Origin of the sequence: uncultured Oscillibacter sp., from assembly GCF_910579365.1 — a bacterium.
Taxonomy (GTDB): domain Bacteria; phylum Bacillota; class Clostridia; order Oscillospirales; family Oscillospiraceae; genus Oscillibacter.
On sequence record NZ_CAJTUX010000042.1, the window covers coordinates 1 to 24,453 of the forward strand.

27 protein-coding genes are annotated in these 24,453 nt (G+C 55.0%); 1 reads left to right on the forward strand and 26 read right to left on the reverse strand.

Going from position 1 to position 24,453, the window contains the following annotated elements; genetic code table 11:
• Window positions 1-289: 289 nt before the first annotated feature.
• The 17 genes from QZ329_RS10280 to QZ329_RS10360 form a co-directional block, all read right to left on the reverse strand.
• Complete coding sequence (locus QZ329_RS10280; protein ID WP_295752111.1) at window positions 290-640, reverse strand: hypothetical protein; 351 nt, start codon at window positions 638-640, stop codon at window positions 290-292.
• The gene (locus QZ329_RS10285) at window positions 640-1,203 is read right to left on the reverse strand and encodes a UbiX family flavin prenyltransferase (protein ID WP_295752113.1); all 564 of its coding nucleotides are present in this window, start codon (window positions 1,201-1,203) and stop codon (window positions 640-642) included. Before QZ329_RS10285 ends, QZ329_RS10280 begins: the two co-directional genes overlap by 1 nt.
• Window positions 1,204-1,224: 21 nt before the next feature.
• Window positions 1,225-2,697 carry a tripartite tricarboxylate transporter permease gene (locus QZ329_RS10290; RefSeq protein ID WP_295752116.1) on the reverse strand — a complete coding sequence of 491 codons (1,473 nt, stop codon included), beginning with the start codon at window positions 2,695-2,697 and terminating at the stop codon, window positions 1,225-1,227.
• 12 nt (window positions 2,698-2,709) lie between these two features.
• Window positions 2,710-3,195: a tripartite tricarboxylate transporter TctB family protein gene (locus QZ329_RS10295; protein ID WP_295752119.1), complete on the reverse strand. Its 486-nt coding sequence runs from the start codon at window positions 3,193-3,195 to the stop codon at window positions 2,710-2,712.
• 77 nt (window positions 3,196-3,272) lie between these two features.
• Complete coding sequence (locus QZ329_RS10300; protein WP_295752122.1) at window positions 3,273-4,295, reverse strand: tripartite tricarboxylate transporter substrate binding protein; 1,023 nt, start codon at window positions 4,293-4,295, stop codon at window positions 3,273-3,275.
• Window positions 4,296-4,332: 37 nt separating this feature from the next.
• Window positions 4,333-5,754: a UbiD family decarboxylase gene (locus QZ329_RS10305; RefSeq protein ID WP_295752125.1), complete on the reverse strand. Its 1,422-nt coding sequence runs from the start codon at window positions 5,752-5,754 to the stop codon at window positions 4,333-4,335.
• Window positions 5,755-5,798: 44 nt separating this feature from the next.
• Window positions 5,799-7,085 (reverse strand): 4Fe-4S dicluster-binding protein, encoded by a 1,287-nt coding sequence (locus QZ329_RS10310; protein ID WP_295752128.1) that lies wholly within the window; start codon window positions 7,083-7,085, stop codon window positions 5,799-5,801.
• A gap of 15 nt (window positions 7,086-7,100) precedes the next feature.
• Window positions 7,101-7,778, reverse strand: coding sequence for an RraA family protein (locus QZ329_RS10315; RefSeq protein WP_295752131.1), 678 nt, complete (start codon window positions 7,776-7,778; stop codon window positions 7,101-7,103).
• A 9-nt stretch (window positions 7,779-7,787) separates the two neighbouring features.
• On the reverse strand, window positions 7,788-8,447 hold the full coding sequence (locus QZ329_RS10320; RefSeq protein WP_295752134.1) for an RraA family protein: 660 nt from the start codon (window positions 8,445-8,447) through the stop codon (window positions 7,788-7,790).
• Window positions 8,448-8,460: 13 nt separating this feature from the next.
• A complete protein-coding gene (locus QZ329_RS10325; RefSeq protein WP_295752136.1) occupies window positions 8,461-8,871 on the reverse strand; it encodes a DUF126 domain-containing protein in 411 nt (136 codons plus the stop codon).
• A complete protein-coding gene (locus tag QZ329_RS10330; protein ID WP_295752139.1) occupies window positions 8,868-10,103 on the reverse strand; it encodes an aconitase X catalytic domain-containing protein in 1,236 nt (411 codons plus the stop codon). The genes QZ329_RS10325 and QZ329_RS10330 overlap by 4 nt, the downstream gene beginning before the upstream one ends.
• A 60-nt stretch (window positions 10,104-10,163) precedes the next feature.
• Window positions 10,164-10,868, reverse strand: a complete 705-nt coding sequence (locus QZ329_RS10335; RefSeq protein WP_295752141.1) for a GntR family transcriptional regulator — start codon at window positions 10,866-10,868, stop codon at window positions 10,164-10,166.
• 4 nt (window positions 10,869-10,872) lie between these two features.
• A complete protein-coding gene (locus tag QZ329_RS10340; RefSeq protein ID WP_295752145.1) occupies window positions 10,873-11,883 on the reverse strand; it encodes an isocitrate/isopropylmalate family dehydrogenase in 1,011 nt (336 codons plus the stop codon).
• Window positions 11,880-12,557 (reverse strand): 4-carboxy-4-hydroxy-2-oxoadipate aldolase/oxaloacetate decarboxylase, encoded by a 678-nt coding sequence (locus QZ329_RS10345; protein ID WP_295752148.1) that lies wholly within the window; start codon window positions 12,555-12,557, stop codon window positions 11,880-11,882. Before QZ329_RS10345 ends, QZ329_RS10340 begins: the two co-directional genes overlap by 4 nt.
• 1 nt (window position 12,558) lies before the next feature.
• Window positions 12,559-13,074 carry a 3-isopropylmalate dehydratase small subunit gene (leuD, locus tag QZ329_RS10350; protein ID WP_295752151.1) on the reverse strand — a complete coding sequence of 172 codons (516 nt, stop codon included), beginning with the start codon at window positions 13,072-13,074 and terminating at the stop codon, window positions 12,559-12,561.
• The gene (locus QZ329_RS10355) at window positions 13,062-14,330 is read right to left on the reverse strand and encodes an aconitase/3-isopropylmalate dehydratase large subunit family protein (protein WP_295752153.1); all 1,269 of its coding nucleotides are present in this window, start codon (window positions 14,328-14,330) and stop codon (window positions 13,062-13,064) included. The genes leuD and QZ329_RS10355 overlap by 13 nt, the downstream gene beginning before the upstream one ends.
• A 198-nt stretch (window positions 14,331-14,528) precedes the next feature.
• The gene (locus QZ329_RS10360; protein WP_295752157.1) at window positions 14,529-15,185 is read right to left on the reverse strand and encodes a GntR family transcriptional regulator; all 657 of its coding nucleotides are present in this window, start codon (window positions 15,183-15,185) and stop codon (window positions 14,529-14,531) included.
• Window positions 15,186-15,477: 292 nt separating this feature from the next.
• Here QZ329_RS10360 and QZ329_RS10365 point away from each other — a divergent pair, with 292 nt between their 5' ends.
• A complete protein-coding gene (locus tag QZ329_RS10365; RefSeq protein ID WP_295752160.1) occupies window positions 15,478-15,759 on the forward strand; it encodes a helix-turn-helix domain-containing protein in 282 nt (93 codons plus the stop codon).
• 510 nt (window positions 15,760-16,269) lie between these two features.
• On the opposite strand, the gene QZ329_RS10370 is transcribed toward QZ329_RS10365, so the two are convergent.
• The 9 genes from QZ329_RS10370 to QZ329_RS10410 form a co-directional block, all read right to left on the reverse strand.
• Window positions 16,270-16,674 (reverse strand): hypothetical protein, encoded by a 405-nt coding sequence (locus QZ329_RS10370; RefSeq protein WP_295752164.1) that lies wholly within the window; start codon window positions 16,672-16,674, stop codon window positions 16,270-16,272.
• Window positions 16,671-16,862 (reverse strand): hypothetical protein, encoded by a 192-nt coding sequence (locus QZ329_RS10375; RefSeq protein ID WP_295752166.1) that lies wholly within the window; start codon window positions 16,860-16,862, stop codon window positions 16,671-16,673. The genes QZ329_RS10370 and QZ329_RS10375 overlap by 4 nt, the downstream gene beginning before the upstream one ends.
• 199 nt (window positions 16,863-17,061) lie before the next feature.
• Entirely contained in the window at window positions 17,062-18,264 is a 1,203-nt protein-coding gene (locus tag QZ329_RS10380) for a DUF4368 domain-containing protein (protein ID WP_295752187.1), read from the reverse strand.
• Between the two features lie 237 nt (window positions 18,265-18,501).
• Window positions 18,502-19,224 (reverse strand): TatD family hydrolase, encoded by a 723-nt coding sequence (locus QZ329_RS10385; protein WP_295752169.1) that lies wholly within the window; start codon window positions 19,222-19,224, stop codon window positions 18,502-18,504.
• On the reverse strand, window positions 19,211-20,593 hold the full coding sequence (gene qatC / locus QZ329_RS10390; RefSeq protein ID WP_295752172.1) for a Qat anti-phage system QueC-like protein QatC: 1,383 nt from the start codon (window positions 20,591-20,593) through the stop codon (window positions 19,211-19,213). The genes QZ329_RS10385 and qatC overlap by 14 nt, the downstream gene beginning before the upstream one ends.
• A 1-nt stretch (window position 20,594) precedes the next feature.
• Window positions 20,595-21,278, reverse strand: a complete 684-nt coding sequence (locus tag QZ329_RS10395) for a hypothetical protein (RefSeq protein WP_295752175.1) — start codon at window positions 21,276-21,278, stop codon at window positions 20,595-20,597.
• Between the two features lie 4 nt (window positions 21,279-21,282).
• Window positions 21,283-23,154 (reverse strand): P-loop NTPase fold protein, encoded by a 1,872-nt coding sequence (locus QZ329_RS10400; RefSeq protein WP_295752179.1) that lies wholly within the window; start codon window positions 23,152-23,154, stop codon window positions 21,283-21,285.
• A gap of 56 nt (window positions 23,155-23,210) precedes the next feature.
• Window positions 23,211-23,807 carry a KilA-N domain-containing protein gene (locus tag QZ329_RS10405; protein ID WP_295752182.1) on the reverse strand — a complete coding sequence of 199 codons (597 nt, stop codon included), beginning with the start codon at window positions 23,805-23,807 and terminating at the stop codon, window positions 23,211-23,213.
• A 57-nt stretch (window positions 23,808-23,864) separates the two neighbouring features.
• A complete protein-coding gene (locus QZ329_RS10410) occupies window positions 23,865-24,215 on the reverse strand; it encodes a recombinase family protein (RefSeq protein WP_295752184.1) in 351 nt (116 codons plus the stop codon).
• Window positions 24,216-24,453 lie beyond the last annotated feature (238 nt).

The window sequence follows — 24,453 nt, forward strand, 5'->3', positions numbered from 1 at the left end:
GCGGCGGGTCCCGTCCGGTCCGGTCAGGACGCACCAGTCCTGGGAGAGACGCCTGGCCTGCTCCAGCAGGAAGGCGAAGTCGGTCCGCTCCTTCAGCTCCGCGCCGCCGCGCTGTAACCCTATCGCAAGAAACATAGGTTTATAAAACGATTTATTTGATGGGAGCTGTCGTCCTGCGCAACATTTTACAAGGATTTAAATCCAAAAAAACAGTACTGCCCGGCGGGAATCCCAAGCAGTACTGTTTTTTTTGCGCCCATGCCGCAAATAGCTCCTTTGTTCTTGCAGGTCATCCATGGTCTGTTTGCAGCTGGTCTATCAGTCTTTGCGTCAAGAGGGCAGCGTGTGCGCAGAGACGCTCGATTTCCCACCGCTCCGCCCGGTCAATGTGTATGCCGCAGCTGACAAGCACCGTACGTCCCACGGCCCGGCAGACTGCCCCGGCACAGGAACAGGCCACCTCGCTCTCCCGATGGCCCGGAACGGACAGCGGCGAAACCTCCGCCGTGCCCCTCTCCTGCCAGGCCAGCGCGGCGGCGCCAATATGAGGAGCCTCCCCGCCCATAATGGCAATCAAGATATCCTCTCCGGCGAACCGCCACTCCAGCCTGACCCAGGAGCGCCCGGTCCCGATTTCCATCACCCGTTCCATCGGCGATATTCGGTCGGGATGCCCAGGCGGTCCAGGATTTTTCCCACGATATGCTGAATCATGTCATCCACCGTCTGCGGAGCATTGTAAAATGTCATCACCGGCGGAATGACCGCAGCTCCCATCAGGGACAGCTCGTGGAGATTCCGCAGATGAATGGGGGAAAGCGGCGTCTCCCGGGGAACCAGCACCAGTGGACGGCCCTCCTTTATGGTCACATCTGCCGCACGGAGCAGCAATGTGTCCGCGTACCCGCTATGAATACCGGCTGCCGTTTTCATACTGCATGGAATCACGACCATGCCATCGACGGCAAAGCTGCCGCTGGCAATCGCCGCGTCAATCTGGCTGTTTTCATAAACCTGGTCCGCCAGGGACAAAAGCTCCTCCCTTCGGCCCGGCAATTCATAGCCGATGGTGGCCTCCGCCCCGCGGCTCATGACGAAGTGGGTCTCCCACGCCGGAACCGTCCGCAGCCGGCGCAGAAGCTCCAGCGTCAAAACGGCGCCGCTGGCTCCCGTCATGCCGACCACCAGTCTCCTTGTCTCCATAAGCGGCACCTCCCTGCCAAATCATCCTGCGGTCTGTTTTCGGTTGAAGAGCTTTTTCAAAAGGGGCCAGGCAAAGCATACCACGATGATAATAATCAGCGCAAGAGAAATCGGCCTTGTGAAGAAAATCGACCAGGAGCCCCCGGAAAGCCGCATGGCCCGGCAGTAGTTATCCTCCGCCAGACTGCCCAGGATCAAACCCAGAATCAGGCAGGACAGCGGGAACTTGTTCCGCTCCAGGCAGTAGCCGATCACAGCCGCCGCCAGCATCACCGCGACGTCCATGATCTGGCGGCGGGTCGCGTAGGCGCCCACCACGGAGAGCATCAGAATCAGCGGGACCAGCAGGCTGTTCGGCATCTCGGTAATTTTGGCAAAATACTTGGCGCCGAGAAGGCCCAGAATGGCAAACGCGAACTGCGCCAGCAGCATTCCCCATATGATCGTGCTGACCATATCCCCATTTTTGGAATAGAACGAATAGCCGGTCTGGATACCGTGGATGCTGAGGGCGGACAGGAACAACGCCGCGCTGGAGCTTCCGGGAACTCCCAGGGCAAAGGCGGGAATCAGGGCGGAGCTGGTCACCGCGCCGATCGCCGTCTGCGGGGCGATCAAGCCCTTGGTGTTGCCCTCGCCGAAGGTATCCTTGTCTTTCGCCGCGTTTTTTTCCACCACATAGGTGATGAAACTGGCGGCGTTGATCCCCAGGCCGGGGACAATGCCGATGATGGTTCCGAGTACCGAGGACCGGACCAGGGGAACCGGGAACTTAAAAACCTCCTTCGTGCCCGCCATAACGCCGGACACCTTGGAATCGGCGGCGCTCATGGCGCCTTTTTCATTCACCAGAACCAGCGCCTGCGCCAGGGCGAAGGCGCCGATGACGATGGGGATGAACTGAAGACCGTCCTCCAGGTAGACCGTGCCAAAGGTGAAGCGCTTGTCTCCGGTCACAACGCTGCGCCCAATAAAGGTCAGCATCAGCCCCAGACCGCCCATAATGATGCCCTTCAGGGCGTTGCCCTTGGCCGCCAAGGCCACCAGACACAGCCCGGCGACCGCCAGCAGGAAATACTCCGCCGCGCCGATCTTCAAGGAGAGCTGCGCCAAGGCATTGCCCAGCAGTGCAAAGGCGGCCACGCCAAAAAGTCCGCCCACCAGGGAAGCGGTTGTGGAAATGCCCAGGGCGCGGCCCGCCTCGCCCCGGCGGGTCATCGGGTAGCCGTCAAAGCAAGTGGCGACGTTGCCGGGGGTGCCAGGCGTGTTCAGCAGGATGGAGGAAATGGAGCCGCCATAGCAGCAAGCCCCATAGACGGCACTGAGGAAAATCACAGAGCTGGTGGCGGACATGGAGTAGGTCATGGGCAGCAGAATGGCCAGGGCAAACACAGGCCCCAGACCGGGAGCCGCCCCGATCAAGATTCCCAGCACCGTGCCCGCCAGCATGTAGACCAGATTCAGCGGACTGAGCGCAGTAAGTAAAGACGACATCGCTTGTCCTCCTTAAAGTAATCCAGACAGAACTCCCGCCGGCAGCTTGATATAAAAGCCATAGCGGAAAATCGCGTAAAACGCAATGCTGATGAGGAGCGCAAAGGGGATCAGCACCTTCCATCTGCGGTAGCCCAGCGTATAGGGCAGGGCCAGCAGTATCGCGATGGTGCACGGGAGAAAGCCGATCGGGTTCAGCAAGGCGACGTAGAGCACGGAGGCGGCCAGCAGAATCAGCTGTCTGCGGTTCAACAGCGCCTTTTTTGCGGGAACCTCATCCCCGGATGCCGCAGCGGAATCCTTCGGGGGGAGAAAGGCCCGGGCTGTCAGCGCCAGCTTTGCCGCGCAGCAGACGAACACCGCCGTCGACACAATTCTGGGAAACAGCTTGGTCTCATCGGCGAAGGAGCCGGAAGCGGCAAACATGTACGCGGAGGCCAGCATAATGACCAGGAGGATCACAACATCCACAACCGCTTTTTGATTCGTATCTTTCATATCGGTACCTCTCGGACAATTTTGGAGCGCCCCGGCCGCAAACAGTGTCTGCGGCCGGGACAGGAACAGGGCAGCGGTCAGCCAAGCAGGTCCTTGGAGGACTCGGCCAGCATGTAGCAGCCGCTGATGACCTCCTCCAGCTCCTGGCTGGCGCGGGGCACAACGTTGAAGGAGCCGCCGGCGGCCTCGGTGAAGGCAGGGTCCTGAACCGCCTCATAGGCGGCGTCCCGCAGAACGGACAGCACTTCCTCCGGCGTCTCGGGAGGAGCCAGGATGCCCATCACCACATCGTAACCGTACTCCTCTCCATAGATAGAGGCGAAGGTGGGAACGCCCTCCAGTTTCTCGTCCTCCACATCCCCGAACGTCGTCAGCACGCGAAGCGTCCCTTCGGCGGCAGGCGTATAGGCGGCAGTGCTGCTGCAAATGGCGCAGTCCACTTCCTTGCCCATGATGGCGGTAACGCAGTTATTGCCGCTGTCATACGGGATAGAGGTCACGTCCACCTTGGTCACATCCAGGAACATGGCCTGCGCCAGGGAGGAGTTGGAAACGCCGGTGGTCACCGCCATCTTCAGACCGGCCCCGGAGGTCCCGGCGGCAACCAGATCTTCCAAGGTCTGATAGGGGCTATCGGGCGGGACGATCAACACGTTGCCCTCCTTGCCGGAAACGCCGACAATGGGTTCAAATCCGCTCATCTGGTACTCCACATCGCCGCCCTCCACAACTTCGGTGAGAACATAGGAGGGGAAGTTGCCCAAGACCAGCGTATAGCCATCCGGGTCGGCACGGTAGACCTGGCTCAAACCCACTTTGCCGGAGCCGCCCTCCACATTCTCCACAATCACGTTGCAGCCCAGCTTTTCCGCCAGATAGGGCGCGTACATGCGAGCCACGGTGTCGGCGGAGCCGCCCGCGCCCCGGCAGACCACAACGGTGATGGTGCCCTTCGGATACGAAGCGCTTGCGGAACTTCCTTGGGGCGGCGTGCTTTCAGACCCGCCGGCGGAAGCGCCGCTGTCCGACGGCGTAGCGCCGCAGGCGGCCAGCGCCAGAAGCAAAGAGACAGTCAGCAGAACAGACAACATCTTTTTCATAATCTTTCCCCTTTTCATCTTTTATTGTACCCATGCATTACAGATAATCCGCAATGCGCATGTTTGCCAGCATGTCCAGCGGGACCTCGCAGACCTCAGAGAAGGGCGTCCCATAAGGCTTTGTACAGTCGATTCCCATCTTCGCGGAAATTTTTGTGCGGGAATCCACCGTGGGGTCCACCGTGGCGCCCATGGCGCCGGGAATGACGAAGGTGGCCCGGTCCGGCTGTGTCCGGGTGGCCAGCGCCCAAAGCACCTCGCTGTCGCTGAACACGTCCACATCCTCGTCTACAGCAATCACATATTTCAGGTGCCAGTCGCAGACGAAGGCCGCCATGATGGCGTCGCGGGCCTCGCCGCCCACCCGCTGCTTCAACGAGAGGTAGCAAATGTAGCGTCCGCAGCCTCCGGGAGTCATGTGGACGGCCTGTATACCGGGACAGGTGGCCCGGACCTTCTCAAAAATCACAGCCTCCTTGGGGATCGAGCCCAGCAGGCAGTGCTCCGCGTGGCCGATGAACAGGGACTGGAAGTAGGCGTCCTTTCTGTGGGTAATGGCTACGGGGGTCAGCCGGGGGTCCAGCTGCTGGATAACCTGCCCGCCCTTGAAGTTCTTGTAGTGCCGGGTATGCTCCCCCACCGGGCCCTCCTCGATGCGGTCGTTCCAGTCCACCTCACACTCGATGATCATCTCCGCGTCTGCGGGAACCAAAAGCTCGTCCCCCCATGTCTGACTGGGCGTCAGCCGGACGGCCTCCCCCAGCGCGGCGCCGGCGATCTCGTACTCGTTCGTGCCGTAAGGACCCTCCCAGCAGCTGCCCAGGAAGAAGCCGGGATGATGCCCGATGACAATGGCCACCGGGGCCTTCTTCCCGCGTTCCCCATACTTCTTCACGTTCATACCGCTGTGGTGATGGGGTTCGGCGTGGATCGCGGCGATTTTGTGGCCCTTTACATGAACGCGGATCATCGCCAGGTTATACGCCCCGGAATCCGGATCACGCGTGACCAAAGCGCCGCCCAGGATATAAGGGCCGCCGTCGTGCTCATGGTGCTTGGGAATGGGCAGCTTGTCAAAGCCGCAGGCCTCACCGGTGACGGTCACCTCCTTCACGGGGGCCTCCCCGGCAGGGACGGTCACAGGCTCGATGCGGTGGGCATAACAGTCCTTCAGCTTCAGGGAAAGCGGCATCTTGTAATCCGCCATATCCATCCCCAGGGCGGCGCAGAACTTCTTCCGGCTGGAGAAGGCGTTGAATACCAGGGGAAACGCGCTGTCGGAGCCGTCCAGCGCGGTAGGACGCCGGAAGATGGTCATCGGAGCCTTGCCCTCCAGTTCCAGCTTCCGCAGGAAGGTGGCGGCCTCCAGATCGCTGCTGATTCTGCCCGGGACCCAAAGAAGCTCCTCGGGGCAGGCGGCCTCCAGCTGCCGGATGAAGGTTCGAAAATCTTTCGCCATACATACTCTCCTTTTTTGCATGGTGATTTGGGGAAGACGCGTCTTTACTCGTCGAAAAAGCCCTTCGGCGCCAGATGAGGATGGGCGGAGGCCATGGCCCGGAAATGGCCGGTGTCGCCGTCCTCCCGCTCGGTCATGTAAATGGCCCCTACCGGGCAGACCTGGGAGCACAGGGAGCAGCCCGCGCATTTGTCCTTGTGGATGACGGCCTTCTTGGCCACCGTGATGGCGTCGTACCAGCAGGAGTGCCAGCAGCGCCGGCAGCCCATGCACTTGGTATAGTCCACGTTGGCGCGGAGGGGCTTCACCTTGTCCACCAGGTCCTGGTTGGAATACATCTGCTTTCGCGCCTTGTCCTTGACCTCCTCAATGGCGGCATAGCCCCGGCGGTCCAGCCAGGCGTCGATTTCCCGGAGCATCTCCCCCACGCAGCGCAGCCCGCGAATCATAATGGGCGAACAATACTGCACCGCGTCCGCGCCGGCCATCAGGAACTCGATGGTATCCTCCCAGGTAACGGCTCCCCGGCCGGCCATCACGGCGCAGCCGCAGGCGGAGGCCACCTCGGCCACCCACCGCATACTGACAGGCTTCATGCCCGAGCCTGTCCCGGGGCCGGGGCCGTAGATGACGGGCTTCCCCGTCTCGATGTCCACCCGCATGGTCTTCGCGTTGGCGAACATGGTGACGCCTGCGGCGCCGGCCTCCTCCATCCGCTTGGCGGCGCTCACGAAATTGGAGCCGTCGGGACTCATTTTTACAAACATGGGGATGGGCACGGTCTTTTTCAAGGTGCGCACCACCTCCACAGCGGCCTCGGGATGCAGGGTATAGTAGATGCCCACGTGGTTGTCCTGTTCGCTTTTGGACAGGCCCTCCGGCGGGAAGGGGCAGCAGAAATTCAGCTCCAGGGCGTCGCACCCGGCGTCCATATAGAGCGCGGCGATGTGTTGCCACTCCTCCAGGGTTTTGCAGGAGAAGCTGCCGATCAGCTTGCAGTCGTGCTCCTTGCAGTAGGGCGCGGCCTCCCGGATGATCTCGGAAAACTGGACCGGCTCATAGCAGGAGTTGTGCTCCCGGTGCATCCAGAAATAGTCCTTGGGGTCGTCGTAGGGGTGCTGGGGATCCTTCTTATAGTCCAGCAGCTTATAGAGCGGCCGGGGATACCTCTGGAGATACCAGACGGTGGACGCGGTCTTGGTCACAATGGCGCCCAGGCCGGAATCCACACATTTTTTAATGTGCTCCACAGTTCCGGCCGGCGGACCGCCGCCGACCACCAGCGGATTTTTCAGGCGCAGCGGTCCCAGTTGAACGGATAGATCTGCCATAGTTCTGCCTCCTTGTCATGCTTCCTTGTGGGTCTGCAATTGGTGATAGCCGGTCATGCGGCGGGCCTCCTTCAGCGGCGTGCCCTTTGTTACCAGGGCCTCAATCTCCGCCTCGGTCCGGGCGATGCCCTCGGCAATCTCCAGCACCTCCAGAGCCCGCTCCAGCGGAATGCGGACCGCGCCGCTGTCATCTGCCATCATGAGGTCGCCGGGGTTGACCTGAAGACCGGAGACGGAAACGGGACACTCCACCGCGTCCACATAGACACGGTCCTTGCCCGTGACCATGTAAGCGCCCTTGGCATATATGGGATAACCGATCCGTTCAATGGCGGGCAGGTCCCGGCACACGCCGTCGATGATGGTCCCCGCGATGCCCTTCAAATTGGCGTCCAGCGACATGATGTCCCCCCAGACGGTGCAGTAATCCCGGCCTCCGTTGTCGATTACCACCACCTGTCCGGCCTCCACGTCATCCAGAAAGTCCCCCACGGTTCCCTTTACCGTACCGCAGGGCACATAGTGCACGGTGAACGCCTGTCCGCAGCAGCTCCTGCCCGGGACCGCGGGCCGGATGTGATAGAGGCCGCAGGCGGGAAGCCCCAGCTTGTCATTGGCGTCCGAGACGCAGGTGGTGTCCAGTTTCCGATAGCGCTCCAGAATCTCTGGAGCGAGGCGCAGCGTTTCCTTCATGGTCATCCCTCACTTTTGCAGCATTTTTTCGTAGTTGTACTTCTGGTCCACCTCCAGGGAGCTCATGCCCGACCGCAGGTCCGCCACCATGGCCTCCTCCTTGCTCCAGAGCTCCTCCGCTTTGGACAGCACCTCCTCCAGATGCTCGGTGGGAATGAAGACCACGCCGCTCCGGTCCGCTAAGACCGCGTCGCCGGGCCGGACCTGGACGCCGCCGAATTGAATCATGGTGTTGGTGCTCTCCTCCATAATGCGTCCCCGGGCGGTCGCCACCACGGCGCCCCGGGCATAGACGGGAAATCCGATCTCCACATAGTCGTCCACATCCCGGCAGGCCCCGTCGATGACCACACCGGAGATGCCCTTCATCTGCGCGCCGTTGGCCAGGATGCCGCCCCAGCAGGAGGTGTCCAGACGGCCGCCGTTGTCCACGACCACCACATCCCCGGCCTGCGCAGCCTCAATGGCCCGGATGCCCAGGTGAACCTTTCCCTTGGTCTCCCCGGCGGCGGTCATCTTGACGGTGACGGCACTGCCCGCTATTTTCCCCACGCCCTCGTACATCGGGCGGACGCCGTAGGTAGAGCCCTTGTACCCCAGGGCGTCCAGAGCGTCCGAGACATTGGTGGTAGAGAGCTTCTGCAAACGCTCCCGCAGAGTAGTATTCACAAAATATCCTCCTTTAAAAGGTAATCGTTCCGCGGTCCATATCCACGGTGACCACATCCCCGGTGTGAATCAGACGGGTGACGTCGCCGTCAGGCCGGTCGATGAGCGGCATCTCGCCCATGATGCAGCCGATGGCCGTCACCTGCTCCACCGCGAGGTTCAGCATACATTTGGGGCCGTTTCCGTTCATGATCGTATCGTAGATGAGGTACGATCCTCCGGTGGAGCCCTTGCCGGTGGGGAACACCAGAATGGTGTCCTTTATGCAGGCGCCATAAAGCGGATGCCCCTGCTCCGTGATGTTTCCGGTCTTGACGTCTACGCCGCCCAAAAAGCAGATGGGTTCTGTGGTGACCAGGGCGGTCCCGCAGAGAATCCCCTTGCCCTTGCCGGTGACGACGCGTCCCGTTATGGTCGTGCTCATGCAAACACCCCCTTCAAAGCCGCATTTACGCACTGTTCCGTCGTGCCATAGTACGTCGGGATTTTCCACTGCCCCGGCGCGTAATGGGCCAGCTTGGCCGAGTTGGTGGCCATGGCTGTCATGCCGGTTTTCTCCATGGGCTCCGCCATCGCCCCCAGAACCGGGCATGTGTCGCAGACCAGCGTCACGCCGGCATCCTCCAGAATCTTCTTATGACCGCTGCGCTCTGCCAGATACTTTACCGGCTGGGCGCACAGCATCCAAAAAGCGGTCTTGACCCGCTTCCCCTCCACCATGGAAGCCACCTGCATAATCTCGCTCAAAGAGCTGTGGGGGCATCCCAGCGCCACCAGGGACACCGGCTGGCCCTGCTGCTTGGAGAGCGTCTGAAACGCAGTCTGAAGCTCCGCCCGGCCCACATGCCAGACCTCTTTCGGGGAAGCGCCGCCGAAGGCCGCCTCCAGCGTGGGGGCCTCGGGGGTCACGCCGACAATGTGGAACAGCGCCACCGCGCCGGAGGAGGCCAGCGCCGCCCCCAGGGCCTTGAGCTGGTCCGTGGTCACATCGGCGGGGATGCCGGTGAACACCGGCACGCCGCTTTCCACCCGAGTGCCCACCCAATAGCCCAGCGCGCCGTAGCCGGCAATATCAGAGAGCGCCGTCTCCACATGAATCAGGAATTGGCCGCGCCGGTTTTCATCCAGATGATACCCATAGGCAGGCACTCGCCCGGCGATGGCCGCGGCCAGGGCGGCGGGTCCGCCCTCCCGGTTGGTCCTGGCGCCGATGACGGAGTTCACGAAGGCGATGGCCGAGGATTCGCCCCAGGCCACATGCTCCCCAAATTTCGGGCAATGGCCGATCAGATAGGGCGTACAGGTGTGGCAGGGAACGCCGCCCATCCGCCCATACGCGCTGGTCAGCCGTTTCTGCCGCGCGATGGTCTCCTCACTGAATCCCAGCTCCCGGGGACAGTCCATATCCATGGCGCCGGTATTCAGCGTGGTATAGGCGGCGAATTCGGTTCCATTCTCCCCCATCTGCTCCACGAAGCTGGTGGCGGCTTCTCCCGCCACCACGATGGACGAGCCCGGCATGTGGACGCTTTTTATGGGGATCATGCGCTCCGCCCCGTAGATATCCCCCAGGCTGGTCAGAATCTCCATGCTCTTCTGGACGCTTTTGCCATATGCGCCGTCCAGCATTTTCTGCTCTTCGAAAGTCAGGTTCATACTGCTTCCTCCCTTTGTTCTTTCACTCAAAGCCGCCTTCGAGGCGGCTCTTGCCGCCGGCTAGGCCATTTCCCCGACGCTTTCCATTCCCTGCGGGAAGGGACTGTAAAACCGCTGCAAGAGACAGACGCTCTTGGTGCTCTCACTGACGTTGAGAATGTGCCGGGCCAGCATGGCTTCCGCCTGGGGCAGGTTCTGGTCCATCAGCGCGTGAATGATAGCCAGATGCTCCGCCTTCGATTCCTGAAGTCGATCCGGCCTCCGGGCTGAGATGTACCGCAGGCGCTCGATCTGGCTGTCCAGCATGTCCAGGAAGGTCTGAAGCCTGGAATTGCCGCAGTACTGCGCCAGCAGCTCGTGCAGCCGCCGGTCCGCCCGGTAGAACTCGTCCGGGGAACTGCCCTCCTCCAGACGCTCCAGTTGGTCCTCCAGGTCCCGCAGCAGCTCCGGAGTCAGGACGCCGTAAGCCTTCCGGAGCGCCAGCAGCTCCAACTGCAGGCGGAGCTCAAAAATATCGTCCACATCTTGGGCGGTGATCTCCGCCACCAGATACCCCCGCCCGGGATAGCGCTTGACCAAGCCGTCGCCCTCCAGCATCAGAAGGGCCTCCCGCACGGGCGTGCGGCTGCTCTCCATCTGTTTGGCGATATCGGATTCCGAGAGCAGCGCGCTGCCCGCCAGCTCACCGTGAAGAATCTTCCGAAACAGCTCTTCATAAACGCGCCCTGTGGCGCTGTTCATATGGACCCGTCGATTCGAAATCAATTGCTCATCTTCCTTTCAGATTTGCTCGAAGGCCGGCCAGGCAGGCGGAGGCGCTGGAAACAGCCTGGCTCAGCGCCTCGCTGACCGCCCCGTCCAACAGCTCCGCCGCCTCGGTCTCCCCCAGGTCCCGCAGCAGCATGTGCAGGCACAGCAGCGCCGGCATCGGATCATAGCGGTCCTCCGCCAGAGCCCGATAGGACGGGGCGTGGTTCACGGGCAGATAGACCCGGACACCGGGACCCTGGTTCACGCTGGGGGCCAAAGAGGATACCAGCGCGGCGGCCTCGTCAGAGAGGATATCCCCGAACAAATTGGTGGTCAACAGCACGTCATAGCGCTCCGGGTGAGCGATGAGGCCGTTTGCGGCGCTGTCCGCCACTTCCTCCTCATAGGCGATGGCCGGATGGGCAGCCGACGCGTCCCGGCACGCCCGCAGAAACGTGCCGCAGGTCATTTTGAAAATAGCGGCCTTGTGCAGCGCCGTCACCTTCCGCCGCCCGTTCCGCTCCGCGTATTCAAATGCGTAGTCGGCAATGCGCCGGCTGGCCTCATAGGTGACCACCCGCAGAGAAAAGGCGCTGTTTTCGTCGCTCATCCACTCTCCGCTTCCGGCGTGAAGGTTCCGGTCGGACAGGAATCCCTGGGTGATTTCCCGGATCACGACCAGGTCCAAATTCTCCCGCAGAGACCACCGGCCAGGCCGGGAGCGGATGGGCCGCACATCGGCGAACAGGTCCAGCTCTTTCCGCAGCAGCCCCACCGGAGTGGGGCCCTGGACATCCTTGGCGTCTACGGCGGCCGCAATCGCCGCGTCCGCGGAGCGGATGCCTGCCAAGGACGCCTCCGGCAGCGGCGTGCCGGTTTTCAAAAACGCCTCCCGGCCAAACGGACAGCGCTCCAGCTCGCACCGAAACCCCGTCTGCCGGCCAAGCAGCTCCAGCAGCCCCGCCGACTCCTCCGCCAGAACCGGGCCGACTCCGTCTCCGGTGAGGAGCGCAATCCGATAGGTCCTCATGTCCGCTCCTCGACGCAGCCCTGCCGGTCCAAGACCGCTTGGTAGCCGTATATGTCAAAAATGGAGCCTCCGGCCCGGAGCTTTTCCAGGATCCCGGCCTCCTTGGCCACCCGGGCGTCACTCTTTTCCAAAATCTCCCCGGCCTGAGCCAGGGGAACCACCACGACTCCATCGTCGTCGCCCAGAATGATGTCGCCGGGATTTACAATGACCCCGCCGGCGCTGACAGGATGGTTGATCCGGCCCAGGCTCTCCTTCACGGTACCCACAATACTGACGCCGCCGGAGAATACGGGGAAACCCATGGAGATAATCTCGGCGGAATCCCGAACCGAGCCGGTTGTGACAAACCCCCCCAGCCCCTTGACCTGACACTCCGTGGCGGCCAGTTCTCCGAAGGGGCCGCTCTCCGGGCACCGGCCGCAGTCCACCACCAGGACGTCGCCGGGTCTGGCGTCTCGGATGGCTCTTAGAATCATCACGTTGTCGCCTGCCTGAACCTGCACGGTAAACGCAGGGCCGCAGACCTTCATTCCCCGCGCCAGAGGCTTGATCTTCCAGCTCATGGCCCCCAACCGCCCCATAGCCTCATGGACCGTGGCGGAACCATGGCGGGAAAACCGCTCTACCAGCGCCCCATCGGGACGGGGGATATTGTGGATGATGTGAATCATGTCAAGACCACTCCTTTGCGTGTTGTTGATAATAGGGGAAAATGCCTCCGGCCTGAAGGACCTGGACAATGAAGTCCGGCGTAGGCGTACACTGGAATCGGGTTCCGGCGGTTCGGTTCGTAAGGACGCCGGTCTCAAAATCCGCCTCCAGCTCATCCCCCATTCCAGCGATTTCCTCCAGCGTCTCGGGACAATCCGCGACAAACAGGGGGACGGCGTTGTTGATGCCGTTGCGGTAAAACGCCCGGGAAAAGGATTTGCAGACGACCAGCTCCACGCCCGCATATTTCAGCGCCGTCAGGCCCTGCTCCCTGGCGGAGCCGCAGCCGAAGTTCTCTCCGCCCAGGACCCCGGCGCCGGCGAGTTTTGCGGCTAATGCGGGGTCCACATCCTCAAACAGGTGGCGCTTTACCTCGTCCGGTTCAAACAGAACCAGATGACGGGCGGGATAAATAATGTCGGTATTCACGTTGCTGCCCAAAATTCCGGCAATCCTGGCGCATTTTACATAGGACACGGCTGACCCTCCCCCTCTCCGGTCGTAATGAAGCCCGCCAGCGCCGACGCGGCCACCGTGGCGGGCGACGCCAAATAGATGTTGGCGTCGATGCTGCCCATGCGTCCTTGAAAGTTCCGGTTGGAGGAAGACACACACACCTCCCCGGGAGCCAGAAGAGACGAGGCTCCGATACACGCGCCGCAGGAGGGATTGGTCACCATCGCTCCTGCCCGGACGAAATCCTGGATAAGCCCTTCCTCCATAGCCTGAAGGCAGACCTCTTGCGAAGCCGGGGTCACCACGAAGCGGACCCGCGGGTGAATCTGCTTCCCCCGGACCACGGCCGCCCCAACCCGAAGGTCTTCGATGCGGCCGTTGGTGCAGGAGCCCAGGAACGCCTGGTCGATGGGCGTTCCATAGGCTTCGGCGGCGTCCCTTCCACAGGCGGGGTGGTGGGGAAAGGCAACCATGGGGCGAATCTCTTCCAATTGAATCGTGTAATGATCGTCATACTCCGCGTCTTCATCCGGCTGTACCAGGATCCACGCGCCATTGGCCCGCTCTCTCATATAGGCGGCGGTCCGGTGGTCCCCCGCCACAAGGCAGCTTTTGACGCCGCCCTCCGAGAGCATATTGCAAAGGCAGAACCGGTCGTCCATTGTCAGGCTCTCCGCGCCAGGCCCGTAAATCTCCACCACGCTGTAGTTGAGTTTCGAAAAGGGGATCATCTGGAGCAGCCGGAGCGCCAGATCCTTGGACGCCGCCTGGAGAAGCCTGCCCTCCAGCCGGACGCCGACCGTCCGGGGCACTTTGATCCACATGCGCCCCGTGTGGAGGGCCATGGCCGCGTCCGTGACGCCCACCCCAAGGCCCAGACAGCCCACGCCGCCATACGTCGTCACATGGGCGTCCGTGGCCGCCAGAAGACCGCCGGATTTGGCATGGCCCTTTTCCAAAAGCACCTGGTGGCAGATGCCGCCCCGGCCCACCTCATAGAAATGCGCCACGCCCCACCGCCGGACAAACTCCCGCACAGTCTTGTGGCTCTGGGCGTGGCTCAGCGTCGAGGCGGGAACAAAGTGATCCAGAACCACCACCGTTTCCACGCCGGAGGCCAGGCGCTCCGTTCCATACCGCTCCAGCAGCGGAGCAACGCCGACGGTCCCCACATCGTGCGTCATAACGCAGTCCACAGGGAAAAAGTACACCTGACCCGTCTCGATCTTATGCCCCGCTTTCCGTTCCAGGATTTTTTCCGACATTGTCTGTCCCATAGGCAGCCCTCTTTCCTGCGTGCAAGCCGCGAGATACAAATTGACGACTCTCTGTCGACAGTTCGTCTACAATTAAATTCTGCCACAGACGCCGGCAAAAAGCAATTGGATGGATCCACATATCTCGCATTTATTTTTCGGCAATATGCGCAAAAACAGGCGCCCGTTCGGGCGCCTGTCGGCGTGTTCTGCATTCGTTTACTGGGTTCCCCTGCTCTCCCGCACGCCCACCAGCAAGCAGACGCTCATGGTGGCGTTTTTCACATTTTCGATGTGCGCAGAAAGCAGTTCACAGGCCCGCTCCAAGTCTTTCTCCCGCAGGGCGTCCACAATGGTAAGGTGCTCTCCCCGCGAAGCCTTCAGACGCTGGGGCTGTCTGGAGGCCACGCGCCGCAGCTGTTCAATCTGGCCGTTCAGCGTGCGGAGAATCAGCATCAGCCGAACGTTTCCGCAGCTGTTGACAATCAGCTCATGCAAGCGGCGGTCCGTTTCGTAATAGGCGTTCGCCGGGTCCTCCGGAGTCAGGGCAGTCAGCTCCCGCCTCAACTCGTCCAGGTCCTGGATGCTGATGAGGTCAAAGGACTTACGCAGCGCCTCCACCTCCAGCAGAATGCGCAGAGCGAAAATCTCATTGATATCCTGTACCGTGATCTCCGCCACGAAACAGCCCCGGCCCGGATAGCGGCGAACCAGGCCCTCACTTTCCAGAACCATCATCGCCTCCCGGACAGGAGAGCGGCTGGTCTGGAGCGTTTTCGCTATTTCCAGCTCCGAGAGCACACTTCCTGGAAGCAGACGGCTGCTGACGATCTCGTCAAAGAGGTAATCATAGACTCGTTTGGTCGCACCGCTCAAATTATTATTGAAAAAAATAATACCACCTTCTCACCCAGGCTTTCCCAGCCTTGTCCGCCCCTTTGAAAACTCGTCAGAACGCCGCCTTCATGCCTCGCCGCACCATAAGACGCCGGGGTTTTGGGACCGTCCACGGAATTTCCGCGGAGATTTCCCGCCGGCAGACGGGCCGCCGTTATGTAAAATATCACACATCCTTCTGCGGCGGCCTGCCCCGGCGGAACGGTTCTCCCTTTTCAAACAGGGGCCGATCGCTTTGCTGATATTATAATGATATTTCTCGAGCTCGTCAATGTCTACCGTCCGGCTTGAGAAGGCGCGGGTTGTAATATTAAACGCGAAAGAACGCCCGGCGGACATTGCCGAAAGGCTGGGCGTTACCACGGCGACGATCTACCGGGAGTTGAAGCGCGGGGAAACCGCAGGAGAGGACGGCGCGCCGGTTCTGGACCGGAACCGGCGGCGGGCTTGCAACCGGGTTGTCGCCCAGCAGGGGGTACAGGCGAATTTCAGGCGGCGGGGCCGGACCCCCGCGGACGGCCTGCAAGGAGGTTTCGACGGCGACGCGGTTTGAAAAGATCACGGAAAGCCGGAAAACGCTGGAGGCGTTCCTCGCGGCCCTGCCCGTCATGGATGGGCCGTGGGACACGGAATTTCACAAGCGGTTTTGCGCCGATTGCCTTTATCTTGGGTGCGACGTTTGCCCGCATGAGCGTTTGCCGGACGTGCGGGCATGAAATCGACTGGACGCAGGATGAAAGCGGGCGTTTTGTACCCCTTGACCCTGAACCCGTGTTCGTGATCGAGGGCGATGGGAACGACAAGTTTTACACCGGCGAAAACGCGGCGATCGTGGGCCGCATTGCCAGCCCGGAAGAGGAATCGCCGGAACTGCCTGTTGCCTTTGTTCCGCATTGGAAAACATGCGGGAGGGGGATGAGATCATGTAACGTCAATTCTGCTTGCTCTGTTTTCTTGAACTGAAAAAGGCGGGGAAACACAATGGCGGGCTTGATCGTGATCTTTTGGAAGAGTTGTGGCGCAAGCGGAAGCGCAAAGGACAGAAAAAGGGTGATCGAATAGGCTATTGCAACGCCGACCGCCTGCAATCAGACGAAAACGGAATTGCGGCCCTTGCAACCACCTTGTGAAGCAGGCGGGCGGGAAAAAGCGGCGGTCCTCTTCCCACAACTTGAAGAAGCCGACCAGCCGGGCGAACGACGGCAAGTACAACCGGCGGCAGATCGAGAAATGGGCGAAAGAGAAACCGGGCCGCGCCTTTTGGAAAAAGAAATAGGGTGTTCAGACCCGCCAGATTGTCGGACTCAATGGCGATCTGAACCGCCCCGGCGGCATTCTTTCGCAGCCAGTCCAAATACGCGTCCCGGTACAGCGGCGCCAGATGGGCGAAAGACTTCAGCCGGTCCGGGGCAATCAGAACCTGGTCCTTGAACTTCTGGATGGACGGAAAGAGGCTGTCATAGGTCAAAAAATCAAATACGCCGTCCCGACTTGTGCGATGCAATCCAGATACTGCTTGCGCATGCCGTTCCGGTGGTATCCTTGAAGCTCCGGAAAGTAGATCTCCGCCCAGCCCGGAGCGCTCTCCGGCAGCTCCAAGCGCAGGCGGGCCAGATTCCCGCGTTCGTGGAACGCGTCTGCGGCCATCTCCCGCACGGAGGCTGGACCTCCTTCCGCTGGAGAAGAACATTCTCCTGAGATGTAATGTATAAAGGGTGGTTTCACCAGGCCACTACATTACATTGACTGCGGCTCATTTGTGGCAGTAATGTGATAAAACCCGCTTAACCCCTGTAATTGCAAGGGTAAAAGGTGATAGGGAACTATTTCCGCAGAGGGCGGCGTGATCGCACGATCACGCCGTCTTTCTGCGTCCATAGGTAGTTTCGCTGATAACAGGTTCACCAATTTCCGGCATATCCAGATCATCCAGGAAATTGAAGATAATCCTGACCTTCTGAATCCGCGTGGTCCCTTGCTTCTCTGGCGCATAGACGATGATCTTTTTGATAAACTCGTTTACAATGGTCGGTGTCAGCTCCGGGATGTCCACATATTTCTCGACCAAAGCGACGAACTGGTCAAAGCCGTTGTCCATTTCCTCGCGGGTGGCTACCCAGTCCTCAAGGCCGATAATCTCATTGTTAAGATTGGCCTGCTCCGCTTCATAGCCTTCAGCCATTTTCTGGTAGCGTTCCTGGCTCAAATTACCCAGCACCATGTCTTCGTAGATACGGGTCATAAGCACATCAATATCCGCTAGACGCTTCTTGGCCTGGGCCAGACGCCGCTTGTCCTCCCGGATAGACTTTTCCTGCTCCTCTCTGCGGCAGTGCAGCCAATCCTCTTGAAAGCCCTCTACGTCAGAACGGATCATCTCCGTTACAGCCCGGATACGCTTCAGCACCACATCCCGCAGCACTTCCTCTCGGATAATATGCCCCGAACAAGTCCCACGCCCGCTTCTGTATTTGGCGCAGACGTAGCGATCCTGCCTGCCCTCAAACCTTTTACAAGTGGCGAAGTTGAGCTTACTTCCGCAGTCGGCACAGAATAGAAGTCCGGAAAACAGTCCTTGCCGCTCACCCTTGGTGACGCGGCGCTTGTTCTTCCGCAGCTCCTGTACCCGGTCCCACTGTTCCTGCGGAACAATGGCCTCCTGTGTACCGGGCAGGATGAACATATCCTCTTTGGCGTTGGGAATGCGCTTTTTGAGCTTATAGGACTTGGAATAGGTCTTGAAGTTGCAGACACAACCAGTGTACTCCATCCGTTCCAGGATACCAACCACAGACTGCTCATGCCAGTGACAGGGACGCTCCGGCGCGGGCTTACCTTTACGCATAGCATAGAGGGCCTTGACCGTTGGCACTTGGTCAGCTTCGAGGATTCGGGCAATCCGGCATGGGCCGATTCCAGCAATCGTCAGGTCAAAGATACGCTTGACCACTGGTGCGGCTTCTTCGTCCAAAATCCAGTGGTCCTTGTCCTGCGGGTCAGAGCGGTAGCCATAAGGCGGTTTCCCCATATGTTTGCCGCTGGTGCCGCGGGCTTTCATCACGGAACGGACCTTTTTACTGGTGTCCTTGGCATAAAAATCGTTAAAAAGATTCCTTCTGTAGAGAAAAAAGATGCAGCTGCAAATCGTTATTGTAGGACGATTTGCAGCGCTTCTTGGGTGGGAATTTGTTAGCAGATTAACATATGGAAAATCCATAGGGAAAAATATCATCGTATTTATGCACAGGAATTTCAAGTATTTTCACAATTCAACTCAGATGAACAATCTTACACATTAAAGAGTCAATAAACGATTGAAATTTTCATAAACAATATTTTCAATATTTTGCACACCAATCGTAGCTGCAAGAATAGAGTATATGTCCCTAAGGTTTACTGGCTTATATTTATGTGTTCCGACTTTTGTAAATGGGCCATCACTTTCTACAAGTATTTTATCTAATGGAATTTCTGAAATTATGCGCTTTCCTCTGGATGTCATACACATATTGGAATTGACCGAGAAATAGTAACCAGCCCTAATAAATTTCTGCATATTTTCTAAATCACCAGTATACCAGTGGATTATTGCTCGCTTTATTTCATTCTGAACCATAATATTAAAAACATCTTTTTCTGCATTTCTTGAATGAACTGTAAGAAGTTTGCTACTACCAGCAACACTTCGACATATGAACTCAAACGCGTCAACTTGTTTTATTTTTGTTCCAATATGTTTTGACGAGAAATCCAATCCAACTTCCCCTATATATTTCGCTTTGGACAATTCAGAAAGGAATGTTTGCCTGTTTAACGCCATCTCTGAACATACCTGTGGATTATATCCCAGCGCAAATTTGATATATCGAGTTTCTGAATATAATTTTTTACATGCACAGTATATTTCAGGTGAATTGGTAACGCATAACGTATATTGTTTCATCGCATTGATTTGATCATACCAATAGCGGTGTTCACGGTAAAAATCCAAATGAAAATGCGTATCAATTAGTCGCATAAGGCACTCCAGCTATTCGAAGCAATTCTGGATCTACAGATAACATTCGAATCAAGTCTGCAATCGTCTCTTTGTATAGTCTCAAGAAAGTATGAGTTTCTTCTTGCGTTAGCCTACCTGTTGCCTTTATTCTCTTCATAAGATCTTCGTCCGCTGATAAGTATGCACTATTAATTGAACTGAGAAGATCAACAAAATCAGAACGCTTAGCATTGGTGGCATTCATAAAATAGTCTAATGATAACACATCATAGCTATAATGCTCATCAGGCGGAAGAACACCAACAAGGGAAGATTGTCGGATTAGACATGGATAACAGTAACCACAATTCTCTGGCTCGGTTTTGCCTTGCCACCGTCCATTACACGGGTGAGAACAAGAGATGGTCTTATGTATATTCTCTAAGAATCCAGGGGCCGCAATGAATTGATGTACCATTTCACGCTTTGTTTGAAAAGCAAATGGATTTATCACCTCATGCCGTATTCCAACTTTTTCTAGAATTCCATTCAGCATTTTTAAAAAATGGGGGTGTGTTGTTCTTGTGCTACAGCTTCCACTTCGGCCCATAGTAAGCGGCAAGTTTAGTCCAATAAAACCATTTTCCGGGATATAGACTGGCGTATCATCTCCAACCACTTCAGCAATACAAATTGCAGCACAAATAAATAAGAACGATCTACTTCTACTAGTATTCTCAGTTGGAAGATTTTCCGTCCCAAGCGGACAGCATGCCCTAGCCGTAAAAGTAAATAGCAGCTTAACTATATCAGGAAAACAGCAATTTAGGCTATCCATCAAAGTTCTTTGAACAGACTCGAGCTTCCCGTATTCCTTGAAACCGACAAATACTGTGTTTTTGCCTTTCATCATAAAATCATATGCGCCGCAAAAGGAATCTAAGCCGCCAGAGAATAAAGAAACTCCATCAATTCTATTTAATAATGTATTGCGGGCTGGTGTATGTACATGATTATCCTTGAATCTATTCTCAATCTCGCAAGATCTGAATGTAAAATGCCACAAGTCCCCCGAAAGATAGCTTAACATTCTTTCAAGTTCTTCCTTGACAAAGTTCCATTGATCTGCCATGATAACTGGAACATTAAGATGTACTTCTCGAGTCCAATTGTCTGGAGTTTTACTGCGAGGTATTCGCTTATCTGTAGCAAAAACTGATAACGCAATTATATACAAGTCCTCGCATATGGGAGTTACTGCTTGGATTCCCAATACCCTATACCAGCCATCACGAATATTCGAGGCAACCCTTCCACGCTGTCCCGGAACACCTATATTGAAGGTCATGGCATCTACAAAGGATGCCGCTCTTTCCTCCGCGATACATTTGTTGATCCATATTTTCATATTACTCACCATAGAAAATAGTCATAAGTTCAAAGCCTTTGTTTAAAGTGTTTTGAACAATCATTTCATTTGCTAAGTTATGCGGATTGATTTCTTTAAGGATATTCTCTGTTAATTGCTGATCCATAGCATAGTATATATATTCTTGCATCTCAGCTATTCTCGCATTTGCTTCTTCAATTACAGGACATTTAGTGCGTATTTGCTTATCAAAAAGTTGAGCAAATTTCAGTTTGGCAAATTGGCATACCATTTCTTTTAGCAAGCGAGAAGTGTCAATGTCTTGTAAATCTTCTAGTTGAATTACTTCCAGGACTTTAAAAGTCTCAACCATGCTATCTAATGCAATTTTATCATCAATCGTATTGCCATCATTTGCAAAATGTGAAATTAACGCATCTAATGCTTCTTTGGGTTCTAAAGATAAAATATCTTCTCGTCCAATTTCACGTAGAGCTACCGCATAACCTCGAGCAGTACTTGCAGATGAGAAACTGATTGCCCCTGCAAATGCTCTCGTTACCTGAGAAACATTATAACTATCGCCAGCCATTGCTCTCGCATACTGGGCAGCTGCGTTTCTTCTTGCAACATCAGAGGGATTACTTAAGTAATGTGATATTTCTCCTTTCGCTCGTTTCCAATTAGGAGTGGACGGCGCAATATATCCTTTAGACGTGCCCATTTTATTACACCTTTCTTTCAACAGTAGTAACCCCAAAATCACCTGCTTTTATCATAGAGTAAATCTCATCTTTTATAAATTTTTTGCTTTTTAGCCGATTCAAAAGCTCATCAAACTGTGTTGGAGATGCTTTATACATTATTACCATATGGGGAATTACAGCCATTGTAAAAAATGTACTTGGCTTTTGCAATATAGCTTCACTTATATCGGTTCTAAAATCGGCATAATTGCAATATATAGGAGCAATTATATTGAGCCCGACAGAATCAGCTTTAAAATGTTCGATAAGGGCATCACATACATTCCGTTGAGATACAGATTCCATTTTCTTTAATTCTTCAATACGTGAATCCTCTTGCCCTTTCATACAATTCTGGAAAGCCGACAGCATTTTTCGCTCTGATTCACTAAATGTGGAGGAAATGCTTTCTACACTGCTAAGGGCTTCTCTGGATAAATAGAAATATTTACTCAGATCTTGTTTATATAACTCTATTGGCTCACTTTTAAGCCATTTAGTGATTCTAGGGGCTGCCCAAAGTGCGTATTCCTCACCAAATTCTTTTCCGTCTTTAATGAGGCATTCAATTTCTTTTAGCTGTTTAATTTCTCCATCAAAATCACTGCTCCACTCATATAGTTTCCTGAATGCCCGTATTTCAATTGTTTCCAAGGCCAAAAGCTTTGCCATAACTGACAAGTCAATATCTTCACCAAAATACAGTGACGCCAAATTTTTTCTAACAAAAAATGTATTTAAAAACCGCTTAGCTTGTCTAGGATTACCTTTAAGACTACTAGATACAGTTGGGCTTATCTTTGAAATGATAGATGCATCTGCATCAAATAAACTCTTAGATGCATCTTCTTTGTACGAGCAGTACCTATTTCCTATAATTGCCGCGACCTCGCTATACGTTAACGCCTTATCACGAAGCATCATTCCGCTATCATAAATTTCTTTGATAAGGGTTGTAAATCCATCCTCAGATATGTGAAGTTGAGATACTAACAGCAACAAATAATTTTCAATGTCTTTAGGAGATAATTCGGGTATTTTGATTGGAAGCTGAATTATTTTCTCAATATAATCAGAAGATATTGCAAATCCGTCAATTTGTGGATACTTGATATTTACTGCATATTCGATAATCCTTTGATCTACAGCTACAATAAATGTTGTCTTTTTTACAGAAAGGAATAATTTAATTGCCTCAAGTGTATCAATAATTCTTTCAGGTGAACATCTATCCAGGTCATCTATAATTACGACTAAAGTCCTAACTGAAGATACATCTTTAAGCATATCTTCAAATTCTTGTCGGAATTTTCTAACATTTTCTGTAAGAGTATCCTCTTTTTCGCTATCTTTAATGTATTCACTGTTGAAAGATTGCAATTTTGTGAGTAAATCACCCGTATTCAACGAATCCGCAGAAAGATTAAGTGCTATTGGCAATGGATTCCCAGTCAAAGCTCCAATTGCATAAGGAAGCCCTTTTTGAATAATGCTCTTGCCTATTTTTAAAAAATCAACACGTGACAATAATTTATTAATCTTTTCATGCGCTTTTTCAAAAAATGTTTTATTCTCTTTCAATGTTTTCAAAAGAGATTCCATTATGGCAACTTTTGCATCTTCATATCCTTCGAATTGCCAGGCATTCAAGGACACACAGACTACATCATCGTCTCTGTCATCCTCGATTCGTTGCTCAATAAGCTGCAGAAGCGATGATTTGCCTGCTCCCCAACTGCCATATAAACCGATAGTCATCGGTGTTAGATACGCGTTTTTTGTAAAGCTTACTATAGTATCTGCATACGGAGAGTAAAAAAGCATATCAATACTGGAGGCATTATCCAACCACATTTTCCAATTCTCCTTTTATATATCCAACTATTGATTCATCTTTGTATCTATTTCCCCTATATCATCTTTTGATTGACTTTCATCTCTCGTACCATCCTGACTAAAGCCAACCTCTCCATCGGGTCCATCCAAAGTCTAAAGTCTGCCGCAATCTCAGGGTAGGCACTCACGCCTCCGCCTTTGCCTTGTTTCACATATATTCCAACAGCGTGCGTCCTCCGAATCCACAAAGATGGCGTAACCGTCAGCGATGTTGTATGTGCCTCATGAATCAGCTCCTCGCAGGCCCTGTCATCAAATACTCCGTTCATATCATTTTCCCATTGGCGGAGGAATTCCAAAGTATTCCGGCTTCGCATCCAGCTTTGAATGACATACCCAGGAGAATCTTCTGTGTATTGTTTTGCTATTTTTGTCAACGAAACCATAGCTCCACAAACCATGGCTCTCACATAGCGCTGCATAATTTCAATTTGACTTCCAATCTTTTGGGATGTCCGCAGCTTTTCTTCATCCAGCGAATCGTAAAAGGTCTTTCTGTGATAGTCTGCAAAGTCTTTATCTATCAGTCCCTTCCCAAGAAGCCGATCAACCGTAGACTCATAATGGAATGCAATGCGTATGTATAAATCACTCATTTCTTCCGGCGTCATGATCCAGTTCTCCCCTTTTTCTGACAGTATAGCAGAAAAAACGGGATTTGAACAGCCTTAATTTACTTCGAGAAATGGAGATTGATATCTAACTGCCTTTCTGGGATGTCCGGCTTTGTCATAATCCACATTGCACCGGCGCTCCCGTTCAAATTGAGCATCCATGTATGTCCTCATACCAACAATGGGAATATATTTTGCGTTGGATAGGAGTTTGTCCACCGCTGCCCTGCCCCATTTCGGATTACCAGACGGGGATGGGATGCCCTTTGCGTGAAGCATATCCACAATTTTGCCCAAACTGGCGCCAGCAAGATAGTATTCAAATATACTGCGGACAGCATCCGCTTTTTCTTCATGCACAATGATTTCCTCATTAACTAAAACATAGCCATACGGAAGTTTCATAATGACCTCACTTTCTTAAACATAAATAAAAGCAGGTTTAAGTGAGAATGACCTCACCCAAGCCTGCACTATAACATACCAAAACATGTGATTATAGCCAATTTGTAAGATAAATTTACAGCAGATTAGCCAAATTTTGATTGAACCTGCGTATAAGTGGCATTATAAACAGGCTTTGTCTACTGTTCCTTCTGTAGAGAAAAAAGATGCAGGCCGGTAACCGTTGCGGCGCAACGGG

What these genes read in the sequence shown, in the direction of transcription:
- QZ329_RS10280 (WP_295752111.1), bottom strand. Translation starts at nt 640, where the DNA reads ATGGAAATCGGGACCGGGCGCTCCTGGGTCAGGCTGGAGTGGCGGTTC.
- QZ329_RS10285 (WP_295752113.1), bottom strand. Translation starts at nt 1,203, where the DNA reads ATGGAGACAAGGAGACTGGTGGTCGGCATGACGGGAGCCAGCGGCGCC.
- QZ329_RS10290 (WP_295752116.1), bottom strand. Translation starts at nt 2,697, where the DNA reads ATGTCGTCTTTACTTACTGCGCTCAGTCCGCTGAATCTGGTCTACATG.
- QZ329_RS10295 (WP_295752119.1), bottom strand. Translation starts at nt 3,195, where the DNA reads ATGAAAGATACGAATCAAAAAGCGGTTGTGGATGTTGTGATCCTCCTG.
- QZ329_RS10300 (WP_295752122.1), bottom strand. Translation starts at nt 4,295, where the DNA reads ATGAAAAAGATGTTGTCTGTTCTGCTGACTGTCTCTTTGCTTCTGGCG.
- QZ329_RS10305 (WP_295752125.1), bottom strand. Translation starts at nt 5,754, where the DNA reads ATGGCGAAAGATTTTCGAACCTTCATCCGGCAGCTGGAGGCCGCCTGC.
- QZ329_RS10310 (WP_295752128.1), bottom strand. Translation starts at nt 7,085, where the DNA reads ATGGCAGATCTATCCGTTCAACTGGGACCGCTGCGCCTGAAAAATCCG.
- QZ329_RS10315 (WP_295752131.1), bottom strand. Translation starts at nt 7,778, where the DNA reads ATGAAGGAAACGCTGCGCCTCGCTCCAGAGATTCTGGAGCGCTATCGG.
- QZ329_RS10325 (WP_295752136.1), bottom strand. Translation starts at nt 8,871, where the DNA reads ATGAGCACGACCATAACGGGACGCGTCGTCACCGGCAAGGGCAAGGGG.
- QZ329_RS10330 (WP_295752139.1), bottom strand. Translation starts at nt 10,103, where the DNA reads ATGAACCTGACTTTCGAAGAGCAGAAAATGCTGGACGGCGCATATGGC.
- QZ329_RS10340 (WP_295752145.1), bottom strand. Translation starts at nt 11,883, where the DNA reads ATGAGGACCTATCGGATTGCGCTCCTCACCGGAGACGGAGTCGGCCCG.
- QZ329_RS10345 (WP_295752148.1), bottom strand. Translation starts at nt 12,557, where the DNA reads ATGATTCACATCATCCACAATATCCCCCGTCCCGATGGGGCGCTGGTA.
- QZ329_RS10355 (WP_295752153.1), bottom strand. Translation starts at nt 14,330, where the DNA reads ATGGGACAGACAATGTCGGAAAAAATCCTGGAACGGAAAGCGGGGCAT.
- QZ329_RS10365 (WP_295752160.1), top strand. Translation starts at nt 15,478, where the DNA reads ATGTCTACCGTCCGGCTTGAGAAGGCGCGGGTTGTAATATTAAACGCG.
- QZ329_RS10380 (WP_295752187.1), bottom strand. Translation starts at nt 18,264, where the DNA reads ATGAAAGCCCGCGGCACCAGCGGCAAACATATGGGGAAACCGCCTTAT.
- QZ329_RS10385 (WP_295752169.1), bottom strand. Translation starts at nt 19,224, where the DNA reads ATGCGACTAATTGATACGCATTTTCATTTGGATTTTTACCGTGAACAC.
- qatC (WP_295752172.1), bottom strand. Translation starts at nt 20,593, where the DNA reads ATGAAAATATGGATCAACAAATGTATCGCGGAGGAAAGAGCGGCATCC.
- QZ329_RS10395 (WP_295752175.1), bottom strand. Translation starts at nt 21,278, where the DNA reads ATGGGCACGTCTAAAGGATATATTGCGCCGTCCACTCCTAATTGGAAA.
- QZ329_RS10400 (WP_295752179.1), bottom strand. Translation starts at nt 23,154, where the DNA reads ATGTGGTTGGATAATGCCTCCAGTATTGATATGCTTTTTTACTCTCCG.
- QZ329_RS10405 (WP_295752182.1), bottom strand. Translation starts at nt 23,807, where the DNA reads ATGACGCCGGAAGAAATGAGTGATTTATACATACGCATTGCATTCCAT.
- QZ329_RS10410 (WP_295752184.1), bottom strand. Translation starts at nt 24,215, where the DNA reads ATGAAACTTCCGTATGGCTATGTTTTAGTTAATGAGGAAATCATTGTG.